The organism is Kitasatospora sp. NPDC048540 (assembly GCF_040651175.1).
In the GTDB taxonomy this organism is placed as follows: Bacteria; Actinomycetota; Actinomycetes; order Streptomycetales; family Streptomycetaceae; genus Kitasatospora.
Genome location: NZ_JBEZIR010000031.1, coordinates 25,333 through 38,733 on the forward strand (window position 1 = coordinate 25,333; position 13,401 = coordinate 38,733).

Annotated in this window: 9 protein-coding genes; 2 read left to right on the plus strand and 7 right to left on the minus strand. The window is 74.1% G+C overall.

The genetic code is table 11. From position 1 onward, the window contains the following. The first annotated feature begins 13 nt into the window (after positions 1-13). Positions 14-367, plus strand: a complete 354-nt coding sequence (locus tag AB0D08_RS15080) for a hypothetical protein (RefSeq protein WP_033819436.1) — start codon at positions 14-16, stop codon at positions 365-367. Here the strand turns inward: AB0D08_RS15080 and AB0D08_RS15085 are convergent. Further along, a complete protein-coding gene (locus tag AB0D08_RS15085; protein WP_359888955.1) occupies positions 325-1,386 on the minus strand; it encodes a nucleotidyl transferase AbiEii/AbiGii toxin family protein in 1,062 nt (353 codons plus the stop codon). The genes AB0D08_RS15080 and AB0D08_RS15085 overlap by 43 nt on opposite strands. Before the next feature lie 192 nt (positions 1,387-1,578). Between AB0D08_RS15085 and AB0D08_RS15090 the strand changes: the two genes are divergently transcribed. After that, positions 1,579-3,336, plus strand: coding sequence for a serine/threonine-protein kinase (locus AB0D08_RS15090; RefSeq protein ID WP_033819445.1), 1,758 nt, complete (start codon positions 1,579-1,581; stop codon positions 3,334-3,336). Positions 3,337-3,349: 13 nt separating this feature from the next. Here AB0D08_RS15090 and AB0D08_RS15095 read toward each other — a convergent pair whose 3' ends face one another. The 6 genes from AB0D08_RS15095 to AB0D08_RS15120 all read right to left on the minus strand — a co-directional run bounded on the left by AB0D08_RS15095 (position 3,350) and on the right by AB0D08_RS15120 (position 13,375). Then, positions 3,350-4,687 (minus strand): M1 family metallopeptidase, encoded by a 1,338-nt coding sequence (locus tag AB0D08_RS15095; RefSeq protein ID WP_359888958.1) that lies wholly within the window; start codon positions 4,685-4,687, stop codon positions 3,350-3,352. A 54-nt stretch (positions 4,688-4,741) separates the two neighbouring features. Continuing rightward, positions 4,742-8,563 (minus strand): Pls/PosA family non-ribosomal peptide synthetase, encoded by a 3,822-nt coding sequence (locus AB0D08_RS15100; protein ID WP_359889013.1) that lies wholly within the window; start codon positions 8,561-8,563, stop codon positions 4,742-4,744. A gap of 345 nt (positions 8,564-8,908) precedes the next feature. Then, positions 8,909-10,042: an aminopeptidase P family protein gene (locus tag AB0D08_RS15105; protein ID WP_033819438.1), complete on the minus strand. Its 1,134-nt coding sequence runs from the start codon at positions 10,040-10,042 to the stop codon at positions 8,909-8,911. A gap of 26 nt (positions 10,043-10,068) precedes the next feature. Continuing rightward, positions 10,069-11,439 carry a dipeptidase gene (locus tag AB0D08_RS15110; protein WP_359888961.1) on the minus strand — a complete coding sequence of 457 codons (1,371 nt, stop codon included), beginning with the start codon at positions 11,437-11,439 and terminating at the stop codon, positions 10,069-10,071. 17 nt (positions 11,440-11,456) lie between these two features. Then, entirely contained in the window at positions 11,457-11,894 is a 438-nt protein-coding gene (locus AB0D08_RS15115; protein ID WP_359888964.1) for a hypothetical protein, read from the minus strand. Next, positions 11,891-13,375 (minus strand): amino acid permease, encoded by a 1,485-nt coding sequence (locus tag AB0D08_RS15120; RefSeq protein WP_033819441.1) that lies wholly within the window; start codon positions 13,373-13,375, stop codon positions 11,891-11,893. The genes AB0D08_RS15115 and AB0D08_RS15120 overlap by 4 nt, the downstream gene beginning before the upstream one ends. Positions 13,376-13,401 lie beyond the last annotated feature (26 nt).

Genomic DNA, 13,401 nt, shown 5'->3' on the forward strand with positions numbered 1-13,401 from the left:
AGGAGACCGCGAGATGGCCGATCCGCTCTGGAAGAAGGACCCGGAGAAGCACGACTTCCCGGCGGCCGTCGACTACCTGGAGCTGCTGATGTCGCCGCACCACGCCAAGGCCGCGGCCGAGCGGCTGAAGGAGGCGCCGACCGTGCAGAAGAAGGCCAAGGACATCCTGCGGGCCTCCGAACTGCCGCTGCTCCCCGAGGACAACGTGCACGTAGCGGACAACATCGGCAAGGTCAGGGCGGGCCACAAGCTGTCCCCGGTCCTGCTGCTGCGCGGGCAGCCGCTGGTGATCGCGGACGGCTACCACCGGGTCTGCGCGGTCTACTACCTGAGCGAGGACCTGGAGATCCCCTGCCGCGTCGGCTGAACCCGGCCGCCGGCGCCCAACACCGGCTCCAGCGCCCCGGCCAGCCGCCGCACCCACTCCTCGGCGGAGCCCCGCACCCACGGGTGCTCCCGCGCGAACGCCGCCCGGTCCACCCGTCGGCAGACCTCCCGCACGTCGAACCCGTCCCCGTCGCCCGCGCCGCAGGTCCCCGAGCGGCGCAGCACCGTGCGCACCAGCCGGGCCGTCAACCTGGTCGCCGGGTGCTCGGCCAGCAGGACGGCGTCGTACAGGTCCTTGCCGCGCGGCGTCCCCTCCCCCGCGGCGTCGCCGTGCAGCCAGCAGAGCTTCCAGGCCAGTGACAGCTCGCGGCTCGCCGTGCGGACCGCCGTGGGACGGCCGCCGTCGGCGCGCGGGACCGCGGTCAGCACCGGGGCCTGCGGCAGCCACTCGTCCCGGGCGAAGTCCAGCCGGACCTCGCCCGGCGGCAGCCCGTCGGCCCGCCAGGGCACCACCAGCCGCACCCCGGGTGTGTCGTACCTGCGGTACGTCCAACCGCCGTCCACCCGCAGGCCGTCCGGGTCGAGGACGAGACCGGGCGCGACCTGCGGCGCGGCCCGTACCAGGGCGGTCAGCGCCGCGGCCGGGTCGAAGAGGTCGCCGAAGTCGGGGTGGTCCTCGTCCTCCGCCAGCCAGTGCAGCCCCTCCGGCGGGAAGGCCGCGTGCAGGCCCGCCGTCCCGAACTCCTCCGTGCGCCAGATCTCGTAGCGGGCCGCGCCGTCGAAGGCCTCCGGCCACTGCTGGACGGCTTCGGGACCGGCCAGGTACGGATGCGGGTCCTGGAGGTCGACCGGGAAACCGGCCGGACTCGGCACGATCCAGTCGAGGTCGGCGGGCTCACGGGCCAGGCCGGGCGCCCAGGCGGTCAGGCACATGCTGCCGCGCAGGACCAGCCCCTGCTCCCAGGCGAGGTCCGCCATCAGCGCGAGCACATGGTCCAGCACCGCCCGGTGCGCACCGGCCGGCCCGGCACCACGCCACCCGTCTCCCGTCCCCGCCACCGCACCCTCCTTCTCCCGCCCGGCCGCGGCCGACGCTACCGGCGGCCACCGACAGGCCCACGGCGGCCCCGCCCCTCCACCGCCGCCCCTCCACCCGGCCGCATACGACCGGCGCCCGAGCCGTGCGGGCCCCGGGCCCGCGGCCTTCTCCCCCGTCAAGGGCTGTCCGCGGGAACCCCTACGATGACGGCCATGACTACAGGGGAGCCCGCAGCCCAGCTCATCGACGGCCGCTTCGAGTTGCTGCAACGACTCGGCGGCGGCGGCATGGGCCTGGTGTGGCGTGCGCGGGACACCCTCCTGCAGCGCGAGGTGGCACTCAAGGAGGTCCGCCCGCCGGACCCGGCGATGCTGGCGGCCGACCCGGCGGCGGCGTACGAGCTGCGCGAGCGGGTGCTGCGCGAGGCGCAGGCCCTGGCGCGGCTCCAGCACCCCCATGTGGTGATCATCTACCACATCGTCGACACCGCCGAACTCCCCCACCCCTGGCTGGTGATGGAGCTGGTCAGCGGCGGTTCGCTGCAGGACCGGCTGGCCCAGGGGCCGCTGTCGGCGCCGGAGGCGGCCAGGATCGGCCGCGGTGTGCTGTCCGCCCTGCGGGCCGCCCACGCGGCGGGCATCCAGCACCGCGACGTGAAGCCCGGGAACGTGCTGCTGCGCACCGACGGCACCCCGGTGCTGACGGACTTCGGCATCGCCGCGCTGAGCGAGTCGACCAGCCTCACCGCCACCGGCTCGCTGATCGGCTCGCCGGAGTTCATCGCCCCGGAGCGGATCCGCGGCCAGGAGGGCAACCCGTCCTCCGACCTGTGGTCGCTCGGCATGATGCTGTACGTCGCGGTGGAGGGCCACCATCCGCTGCGCCGCTCGACCAGCCTGGCCACCCTGGCCGCGGTGCTGGACGAGCCGCTGCCGCCGCCGGTGCGCTCCGGCCCGCTCGGGCCGACGCTGGCGGCGCTGCTCGCCCGCGATCCCGCGGCCCGCCCGGACGCCGAGCAGCTGGACCGGCTGCTTGCCGCCGCCGAGCAGGGCATCGACGGCACCGCGGGCGGCCAGTCGGTGTTCGCCCCGACCCAGCTCAACGGCACGGCCCCGTACCAGCCGACCCAGCTGAACGGCACCACCCCGTACCCCACCGGCCCGACCGGCCCGATGACCGGCCACCCGGCCGCCGGGTACGGCAGCGGCAGCCACCCCACCGGCGGGTTCGGCCCGGCCGGGTACGGCACCGGGCCCACCCAGGCACCGTGGGCGCAGCCCGGTCCGGCGTCGAAGGGCCGCCGCAACGCGCTGATCGTCGCCGCCGTGGCGGGCGTCGCGCTGGTCGGCCTGCTCGGCTGGAGCCTGAACACCGGCCTGCTCGGCCCCGGCCACTCCGGCACCTCGGGCGACACCACCGGCTCGGGCACCCACCCGTCCGTCACCACGAGCACGGGGGCGCCCGCCACAGCCTCCGGTACCACCGGCGCGCCGAAGGCGGCGTCTCCGGCGGCCGCCGCCCCGGGCGGCAAGAGCCTGCTCACCCCGGACGGCGCGCGGGCCGTCACGGAGGCGATCCGCGCCCAGCTCGGCACCACCAAGGTCGTCGATCTGACGATCTACGACGACTACGCCTCGGCCGAGGTGGTCAACAAGTCCAACCCGAAGGTGTACGACGACGTCACCTACCGCAACGGCAAGCTCACCTCGGAGCCCGGGAGCAGCATCGGCTCGGATCAGATCGCCGACCTCTCCCAGATCAACTGGGACCAGATCCCGACCGTCTTCAAGACGGCCGAGGCCGATCTCAAGGTGTCCAGCCCCACGATGCGCTACATCAAGGTGGACTACGGCTGGTTCGCGTCGGAGATCACCCTGCGGTACTACCTCCTGGGCGCGTACGAAGCCGTCGGCTACCTGACGGCGGGCGCCCAGGGCAAGGTCATCCACGAGTGGCCGAACGACGCCTGACCGCCCGCCCGGCTCAGCCCGGGATCGGCGGCGGCGGCAGCAGCGTCTCGTGCAGCCAGGCCTCCAGCACCCCGTCCACCGGCCGCCGTGAGGGGTAGCGCCGGACGTGCGCGGTGAAGCCGGCGGTGCCGACCACGCCGTGCCGGTTGAGCGTCGTCCAGTCCTTGACCATGCGGAAGAAGGACTCGTCGCCCAGCGCGCAGCGCAGCGCGTGCACGGCGAGTCCGCCGCGCTCGTACAGCCGGTCGTCGAACATCCGGTCCCGGCCGGGGTCGGCCAGCCGCAGGTCCTGCGGCAGGCCGGCGAGCAGGCTGTGCGCGACGGCGGCGTGGTGGGCGGCGGGCCGGCCGCCGGAGCGCTCGGACCAGATCCACTCGGCGTACTTGGCGAAGCCCTCGTTGAGCCAGATGTGCCGCCAGTCGGCGACCGTGACGCTGTTGCCGAACCACTGGTGGGCGAGCTCGTGGGCGATCAGCCGTTCGGAGCCGCGGGCGCCGTCGACGTGGTTGGTGCCGAAGGTGGCCACCCCCTGCGCCTCGACCGGGACGTCCAGCTCCTCGTCCGCGACCACCACGGTGTAGCCGTCGAACGGGTACGGCCCGAACAGTTCCTCGAACAGCCGCATCATCGCGCCCTGCCGCCCGAAGTCGTGGGTGGCCTGCGGCACCAGCCGGGCCGGTACGTGGGCCTGCTGCGGCACCTCGCCGGTGTCCGGGCCGCCGAGCCGCAGCAGCTCGTACTGGCCGATCGAGACGCAGACCAGGTAGCTGGAGGTGGGGGCGGCCTGCTCGTAGACCCAGGTGGTGGTGGAGCCCCGGGTGGTGCGGGTCAGCAGCCGGCCGCCGACCAGCACGGAGTACGGCGAGGGCGTGGTGATCGCTATCTGGTACGAGGCCTTGTCGGCGGGCCGGTCGTTGCACGGGTACCAGGACGGTGCGCCGATCGGCTGGCTGGCCACCAGCGCGCCGTCGGTGAGCTCCTCCCAGCCGACGCCACCCCAGGGGCTGCGGACCGGCTTGGGGTTGCCGCTGTAGTGCACCTCGACGGTGAACGCGGCGCCGGCCGCGAGCGCCTTCGCGGGCCGGATCCGCAGCTTCCCGCCCCGGTGGGTGTAGTGCGCGGCGCGGCCGTCGACCAGCACCCGGCCGATCCTGAAGTCGTTCAGGTCGAGGGTGAACTCCCGCAGCGGCTCACCGCCGGCCACCGCGGTCAGCCGGGCGGAGCCGCCCAGCCGGTTGGGGCCGGGCTTGTAGTCCAGGGCCAGTTCGTACCGGTGGACCCGGTACCGGGTGTCACCGTGGGTGGGGAAGTACGGGTCGACGCCGAGGTGCGGCGCCTGCTTGGGGCTCAACGGTGCGAACTCTCCCTGCCGTCTTACGGAAAACCGCGCCCGTGGGGTAGGGCGCTACGCCTGCCAGGCCTCGATCGGGTTGCCCAGCCAGCGGGTGTCGGCGGGGACGGACTCCGCGCGCATCACCAGCGAGGCAGGCCCGAGCGTACTGCGGGCCCCGATGGTGCTGCCCGGCAGCACGATTCCGCCGGGGCCGAGCGTGGCGCCCTCGCGGAGGACCACAGTATCCATCCGCATGATCCGGTCGTGGAAGAGGTGGGTCTGCAGGACGCAGCCGCGGTTGATGCTGACCCCGTCACCGAGGGTGACCAGGTCGGCCTCCGGCAGCCAGTAGCTCTCGCACCACACGCCGCGGCCGATCCGGGCGCCGAGCCCGCGCAGCCACAGGTTGAGCACGGGGGTGCCGGGCACCGCTCCGATCAGCCACGGCACGGCCAGCACCTCGACGAAGGTGTCGGCCAGCTCGTTGCGCCACACGAAGCCGCTCCACAGCGGGTGCTCCACCGCCCGGAAGCGGCCGACCAGCAGCCACTTGGCGGCGATCGACACCGCGCAGGCGAGCGCGCCCGCGCCGAGCAGCACCACACCGGACAGCGCCGCGGCGAGCAGCGGGGATCCGGCGGTGGCGAGCCAGGCCAGCGCCGCCAGGGTGAGCACCCCGAGGGCGGCCGAGGCCAGCACCGGGACGATCCGGCAGAGCTCGGTCAGGCCGCGGGCCCACAGCAGCCGGGCCGGCGGGTCGTAGGTGCGGCTCTGGTCGCCGGAGTCGGCCGCGCGCGGCAGCCGCATCGGCGGCATGCCCAGGTACGAGCTGCCCTTCTTGGCCTTCTTCGGGGTGGCGGACAGCACGCCCACCAGGCCACGGTCCGGCACGGCCCGGCCGGGCGCGGTCATCCCCGAGTTGCCGAGGAAGGCCCGCTCGCCGATCTCGGCCTCGCCCAGCCGCAGCCAGCCGCCGCCGAGCTCGTACGGGGCGATCAGGGTGTCGTCGGCGAGGAAGGCACCATCGCCGACGGTGGTGAGGCTGGGCAGGGCGAGCACGGTGGAGACCTCGGCCCGGCTGCCGACCTTCATGCCGAGGGCGCGCAGCCAGACCGGGGTGATCAGGCCGGCGTAGAGCGGGAACAGCGTTTCGCGGGCCAGGTCCATCAGCTGGCTGACGGTCCAGGCCTGCCAGCCGATCCGGCCGTGCAGCGGGTGGTAGCCGGGGCGCAGGCCCAGGGAGAGCAGCCGGACGGCGGCGACCAGCAGCACCGCGTAGACCAGGCCGAAGGCCAGCGTGGCGGGTACCACCGCGGCAAGCGCGCCGCCGAGTGCGGCGCCGAGGCCGTCCCCGGGGTGGACGAACCGGGCCAGCACGGCGAGGGCGGCGAGCGCGGAGACCACCGGCAGCAGGCTCAGGCCGAGCCCGCTGGCGCCGTACAGCGCGGCCCAGCGGGCCCGGCGCGGCGGGCGCTGCCCGGGGCGGGACCGGTCGGCCTTGCCGAGCTTGACGGCGGGCGCACCGGCCCAGCGCTGGCCGGTCGGGATCTGGCCGGTGACGCCGGAGCCGGGGGCGACCTGGGCGCGCTTGCCGACCCGGGAGCCCGGGAAGAGCACGCTGCGGGTGCCGACCACGGCGCCGGAGCCGACCCGGATCTGGCCGATCTCCAGCCGGTCGCCGTCCAGCCAGTAGCCGGACAGGTCGACCTCGGCCTCGACGGCGCAGCCCTTGCCGAGCCGCAGCAGGCCGGTGACCGGCGGCAGCGAGTGCAGGTCGACGTCGGGGGCGATCCGGGCGCCGAGCGCGCGGCCGTAGCGCACCAGCCAGGAGCCGGACAGCTCGGTCGCGCCGCTGAGCTCGGCGAGCCGCTCCGCGGTCCACAGCCGCAGGTGGACCGGGCCGCCGCGCGGGTGGCTGCCCGGTTCGACGCCGCGCAGCAGCAGCCGGGCGCCGCCGGCCGCGACGGCCACCTTGCCGGGCGGGCTGAACAGCGCCGCAACCATCGGCAGCACCACCCACCAGGAGGCGGTCGGCGCCCACGGGTAGGCACCGAACCAGGCCAGTGCGTTGCCGAGGGCCAGCAGGAGGGTGGTCCAGCGCAGGCCGACCAGGGTGAACAGCGGCAGCAGCAGGAGCAGCTGGACGATCCCGGCCCGGGCGGGGACCGGTTCGACGGTCCGGGCGGCGCCGTCGCCCTGCGCGGAGCGCTCCAGGTGGCGGGCCAGCTTGCGCAGGACCGGCTGCTGGTAGATGTCGAACACCGCGGCCGACGGGTAGCGGGTGCGCAGCAGGGTGGTGAGCCGGGCGGCGGCGAGGCTTCCGCCGCCGATGGCGAAGAAATCGTCCTGGGCGCTGCCTACCGGGACGCCGAGGATCTCGGTCCACTGCTCGGCGAGCCAGGCCTCGGTGCCGTACAGCTGCTCGGCGGGGCCGGCGCCCTCCAGTTCGGGCAGCGGCCAGGGCAGAGCCGCCCGGTCGACCTTGCCGGAGGTGCGGGTGGGCAGCGACTCGACGGGCGCGAGCAGCGGGACCAGGGCGGCGGGCAGCTCGGCGCGCAGCCGTTCGACGGCCGCGGCGTGGTCCCAGCCGTCCTGGGTGACCAGGTAGCCGACCAGCAGCTGGTTTCCGCCGCGGGCGGTGCGGACGGCCGCGGCGGCGCCCTGCACCCCGGGCAGTGCCTGGAGGGCGGCGTCGACCTCGCCGAGTTCGATCCGGCGGCCGCCGAGCTTGATCTGTTCGTCGGCGCGGCCGAGGAAGAGCAGGCCCTCGGGCTCGGCCTTGACCAGGTCGCCGCTGCGGTACGCGCGCTCCCAGTCCATGGACTTCAGCGGGGCGTACTTCTCGGCGTCCTTCTCGGGGTCGAGGTAGCGGGCGAGGCCGATGCCGCCGATCACCAGCTGCCCGCTGCCGCCCATCGGTACCGGGTCGCCGGCCTCGTCGACCACGGCGAGCTGCCAGCCGTCCAGCGGCAGGCCGATCCGGACCGGGCCGTCGCCGGTGAGCAGGGAGCCGCAGGCGACCACGGTGGCCTCGGTGGGGCCGTAGGTGTTCCACACCTCGCGGCCCTCGGTGACCAGGCGCTGCACCAGCTCGGGCGGGCAGGCCTCGCCGCCGAAGATCAGCAGCCGCACCTCGTTGAGCGCCTCGGCAGGCCACAGCGCGGCCAGCGTGGGCACGGTGGAGACCACGGTGATCTCCTGGTCGGCGAGCCAGGGGCCGAGGTCGGCGCCGCTGCGCACCTGGGAGCGCGGGACGGGTACCAGGCAGGCGCCGTAGCGCCAGGCCAGCCACATCTCCTCGCAGGAGGCGTCGAAGGCGACGGACAGGCCGGCCATCACCCGGTCGCCGGGGCCGATCGGCTCCTCCTGGAGGAAGAGCGCGGCCTCGGCGTCGACGAAGGCGGCGGCGTTGCGGTGGGTGACGGCGACGCCCTTGGGCTTGCCGGTGGAGCCGGAGGTGAAGATGATCCAGGCGTCGTCCTGCGGGGTCGGCCGGCCCGCCGGGCGGGCGGGCCGGGTTCCGCCGGTCACGGTCAGTGCCCGGTCGGCGCCGAGGACGGCGGCCACCTCGGCCTCGCCGAAGACCAGCTCGGCGCGCTCGTCCGGGTCCTCGGCGTCCACCGGGACGTAGGCGGCGCCCGCCGCCAGGACGGCCAGGATGCAGACGTAGAGGTCGTTGGTGCCGGAGGGGACGCGGATGCCGACCCGGTCGCCGGTGCCGATCCCGGCGGCGGCCAGCCGGCGGCGCTGGGTCTCGACCTCGGCGGCCAGGGCGGCGTAGCTGAGGGTGGTGCGGCCGTCGTCGAGGGCGGGTTCCTGGGGGTGGGCCTGCACGGTGGCGTCCAGCAGCTCGACCAGGGTGCGGGCCGCGGGCGCGGGGCGCCCCGGGTACACCGCGAGCGGGGCGGCGGGCCGCTCCGTGTCGGGTGCCTGTTCCTGCAGTGTGCCGGTCGGCGTGGTCACAGTCGTGCGCTCCTCGTCCTCGTCCCCGTCCACTCGCTTCGGGCCGAAAGCGGACAACCCGTCGATGGTAGCCCTGCGGCGGCCCGAATGGGCTGACCGCCGCTCATCCCAACTGGCCCTGATCCGCGCTCCACTGACACTCCGTCAGCTATCAGGCATACTGTCTGACAATGGATATGACGGGCCGTCAGTCGATCTGACGATCCATCAGCCAGTTGCGGCCAATGTGAGCCACGCCACACAATGGGTGTGGCCCGCGTCACGCGGCGTGGCGGCCTAGGCCACGATCCCCAGCTCGTGCGGGGTGTTGTTGAGGCGCCGGCCGCCGGTGGCGGTGACGGTGACGATGTCCTCGATCCGGACACCGAACCGCCCGGGCAGGTAGATCCCGGGCTCGATCGAGAAGCACATGCCCGGCACCAGCGGCTGGGTCTCGCCCTCCACCATGTACGGCGGTTCGTGCGTGGTCAAACCGATGCCGTGTCCGGTGCGGTGGATGAAGTACTCCCCGTAACCGGCCTCGGTGATCACCCGGCGGGCCACCCGGTCGATCTCCTGGCACTCCACGCCCTGCCGCACCGCCTCGAACGCCTTCTGCTGCGCCACCCGGACCACCTCGTGCACCTCGCGCACCTCGGCCGGGACGTCCGGGCCGACGTGCACGGTCCTGGTGGTGTCCGAGCCGTAGCCGTCCCGCAGTCCGCCGAAGTCCAGCACCACGGTGTCACCCTCCGTGATGACCCGCTCGCCCGCCTCGTGGTGCGGGTTGGCACCGTTCGGCCCGGAGCCGACCACCGTGAAGTCGACCCGGCTGTGGCCGTACTCCAGCAGCAGCTCGGCCAGGTCGGCGGCGACCTCGGTCTCCCGGCGGCCCGCGAAGCGCACCTCCAGGATCGAGCGGTACGCCGCGTCCGCCGCTCCCCCGGCGCCGCCGAGCCGCTCCAGCTCGTCGGCGTCCTTGACCGCCCGCAGCATCGGCACGGCCCGGGTGAGCGAGCGGTACCCGCTGTCCGGCAGCGCCTCCTGCAGGCCCAGCAGGTGCATCGCCCAGGCGGCGTCGGAGATCCCGTAGCTGCCGTGCGGGTCCAGCAGCGGGGCGAGCACCGGGTACGGGTCGGCGCCGTCGGCCCAGTCCAGCAGGCGCAGCGAGGACGCGCCGGGGCAGGCCTCCGCGTCCGGCCGCTCCAGCCTGGGCACCAGCAGGACCGGCTCGCGGCCGGCCGACAGCAGCAGCGCGGTCAGCCGCTCGGTGATCGCGACGGGCTGGTAGCCGGTGAGGTACAGCAGGTCCGGGCCGGGCGTGACGACCAGACCCGCCAGGCCCGCGGCCGCGGCCGCCTCGGCCGCGCGGCCCGTCCGGGCGGCGAAGTCCCGCGCGGTGAAGGGCCGCGCGGCGGTCAGGTTCGGCATCGCTTCCCTGCTCTCTGCCGGCCGGCTCAGCGCCGGGCGGCGGTCTCGGCGTAGTGGCGCAGGAACAGCGCCTCGACGTGGGCCATGTGCTCGATCTCGGCCGGATCGACGCTCTCGTTCGGCGCGTGGATCAGGCAACGCGGCTCCTCCACGCCCATCAGGATGATCTCCGCCTCCGGGTAGGCCCCGGCGAGCACGTTGCACAGCGGGATCGAGCCGCCCTGCCCGAGGAAGGAGATCTCCCTGCCGTACACCTCCCGCATCGCCCGGTCGAGCGCGGCGTACGCGCGGCCGTCGGTGGCGGCCCGGAACGGTGCGCCGGTGCCCTCCGGCTCGACCTCGACCCTGGCGCCCCAGGGTGCGGCCGCCTTCAGGTGCGCGGTGAGCGCGTCCAGTGCCGTGCGCGGGTCGGTGCCCGGCGGGACCCGCAGGCTCACCCGGGCCCGGGCGGCGGCCGGGACGGCGGCCGCCGAGCCGACCACCGGCGGGCAGTCGATGCCGAGCACGGTGACCGCGGGTCTGGCCCACAGCCGGTCGGCGACGCTGCCCGTGCCGGTCAGCGCGACACCGTCCAGCACCCCGGCGTCGGTGCGGAACTGCTGCTCGTCGTAGCCGGCCCCGGCCCACTGCCCGTCGGCGTCCAGGCCGGTGATCCGGGTGCCGCCGTCGGCGTCCCGCAGCGAGTCCAGGATCCGGATCAGCGCGGCGAGGGCGTCCGGCGCGGGCCCCCCGAACATTCCGGAGTGCACGTCGCCCGCCAGCGTGGAGACGCCGACCACGAGGTTGGCCAGTCCCCGCAGGGTGGTGGTGGCGGTGGGCACGCCGACGGCGGCGTTGCCGGTGTCGCAGACCAGCAGCGCGTCCGCGTGCAGCTCGTCCACGTGCGCCCGGACGTAGTCCTCCAGGCCGCCGGTGCCCTGCTCCTCGGAGCCCTCGGCGACGAACTTCAGCCCGACCGGGACGTCGTCGCCGAGTGCCCGCAGCGCGGTGAGGTGCATGACGACGTTGCCCTTGCAGTCGGCGCTGCCGCGGCCGTACCAGCGGCCGTCGCGCTCGGTCAGTTCGAACGGCGGCGAGGTCCAGGCCGCGTCGTCCAGCGGCGGCTGCACGTCGTAGTGGCAGTAGAGCAGCACGGTCGGGGCGCCCTTCGGCGGCGGGCGGTGGCCGAGCACCGCGTGGCTGCCGTCCGGGGTCTCGGCGAGGTGGACGTCGCGCAGCCCCGCCTCGGTGAACGCGGCCACCAGCCACTCGGCGGCCTCCCGGCACTTCTGCGGCGGGTACTGGCGCGGGTCGGCGACGGACGGGATGGCGACCAGCTCGGCCAGGTCGGCCTTGGCGCGGGGCATCAGAGCGGCGATCCGGCGGGCGAGACCGTCGTCGGTGGGGTCCTGGGGCATGGCGGGCTCCTGGGGTCTCAGTTCTTGACGGTGTCCGAGGTCTTGATCTCCTCCAGCTTGTCCTGGTACTTGACCAGTTCGTCGGGGCAGTAGACCCCCAGGATCAGGGCCTCCACCTCGATGGCGCGGCGGTCGCCGATCACCGGCCGCTGACCCGGGCCGGCCGCGCCGTTGGAGATGTTCTGCAGCCAGAGCGCGTTCTTCAGGACGCTGCCCAGGGAGGCGCAGACCGCGCCGCCGCTGGTGCCCAGGGTGGAGACGATCTGGTCCTGGTCGGGCACCCGGTAGCCGGCCGCCTCGAGCTGCCCGGACAGCTCCTGGGCCTTCTTGTTGGCCTGGATGTTGTGGTGCTGCTGGGTGTAGACCAGGATCCCGGTGATCAGCATCCCGACCAGCACCACGATCGCGCCGACGTAGATCCAGCGGTGCTCGGAGGCGAACCTGGTCGGGCTCACGCCGCGCCGCCGGCGGCCGGGTCCGCGGCGTCCACCGTCCGCCAGCTCGGCTTGCGGAACCTCAGGCAGCAGAACGGGATGATCACCCCGAGCACCAGCAGGCCGCCGGCCACGATCAGCACGTACGCCCAGACGCTGCCGCCGCCGAACTGCGAGGACGGCACGAAGCCGATCACCATCGCCGCCGCCGAGGCCACCAGGCCGGTCACGCACAGGGTCACCAGCAGGGGCGCCCGGTAGCCGCGCGGGTGTTCGGGCTGCAGGCGGCGCAGCCGGATCGCTGCCACGAACATCAGCAGGTAGACGATCAGGTACACCTGGGTGGTGATCACCGAGAAGATCCAGTAGGCGCTGGAGACGTTCGGGATGAAGGCGTACATCAGGGCGATCGCGGTCGTCACCACACCCTGGGTGACCAGGATGTTCTGCTGGACGCCGTGGCTGTTGAGGCGCTGCAGGAACGGCGGCAGGTAGCCCTCCTGCCGGGAGATCAGCAGCAGGCCCTTGGACGGGCCGGCCAGCCAGGTGAGCATGCCGCCGAGCGAGGCGGCCACCAGGCCCACCGCGATCACCGGGGTCAGCCAGCCGACGTCGAAGTACTGGAAGAAGGCGTCGAAGGCCTGCATCACCCCGGCGGTCAGGCTGAGCTGGTCGGCCGGGACCACCCAGCTGATCGCCAGGGCCGGCAGGATGAAGATCAGCAGGACCAGCCCCATCGCCAGGAACATCGACTTGGGGAACTCCCGCGGCGGGTCCTTCAGCGAGGAGACGTGCACGGCGTTCATCTCCATGCCCGAGTAGCTGAGGAAGTTGTTGACGATCAGCACCAGGCTGGCCAGGCCGGTCCAGGCGGGCAGGATGTGCGAGGCGTTCATCGGCGCCGCGGAGGCGTTGCCCTGGCCGAGGAAGACCCCGCCGAGCACCACCAGCAGGGCGCCGGGGATCAGCGTGCCGATCACCAGGCCCCAGGAGGCCAGCCCCGCCACCGCGCCGGTGCCGCGTGCGGAGACCCAGACCCCGGTCCAGTACAGGACGATGATCACGATGGCGGTGTAGAGCCCGCTGCTGGCCAGCGCCGGGTTCACCACGTACGCGATGGTGGAGGCCACGTAGGCGAGCAGGCTCGGGTAGTAGAAGATCGTCATCGCGAACTGGCACCACACCGCGAGGAAGCCGAGCGGTTTGGACAGCCCCTGGGAGACCCAGTTGTAGACGCCGCCGTCCCAGCCGGAGGCCAGCTCGGCCGAGACCAGCGCGGTCGGCAGCAGGAAGACGATCGCCGGGACGATGTAGAGGAACACGCAGGCCAGGCCGTAGACCGCCATGGTCGGCGCGGCCCGCAGGCTGGCGACCGAACTGGTCGTCATCAGCGCCAGGGTCAGCCAGCTGAGCCGCGGGGCGGACACCGCCCGGGCCGCGCGGGTTCGGACCTCCGCGGCCGGGCCGCCCCTGCCGTCCGCCGGCAGATCCATCGAACTCATGCACGCTCCTCCGGGCCGCCGATCAG

Excerpts from the sequence above, each read along its gene's own strand:
- AB0D08_RS15080 (WP_033819436.1), top strand. The coding sequence starts at position 14 with ATGGCCGATCCGCTCTGGAAGAAGGACCCGGAGAAGCACGACTTCCCG.
- AB0D08_RS15090 (WP_033819445.1), top strand. The coding sequence starts at position 1,579 with ATGACTACAGGGGAGCCCGCAGCCCAGCTCATCGACGGCCGCTTCGAG.
- AB0D08_RS15105 (WP_033819438.1), bottom strand. The coding sequence starts at position 10,042 with ATGCCGAACCTGACCGCCGCGCGGCCCTTCACCGCGCGGGACTTCGCC.
- AB0D08_RS15110 (WP_359888961.1), bottom strand. The coding sequence starts at position 11,439 with ATGCCCCAGGACCCCACCGACGACGGTCTCGCCCGCCGGATCGCCGCT.
- AB0D08_RS15120 (WP_033819441.1), bottom strand. The coding sequence starts at position 13,375 with ATGAGTTCGATGGATCTGCCGGCGGACGGCAGGGGCGGCCCGGCCGCG.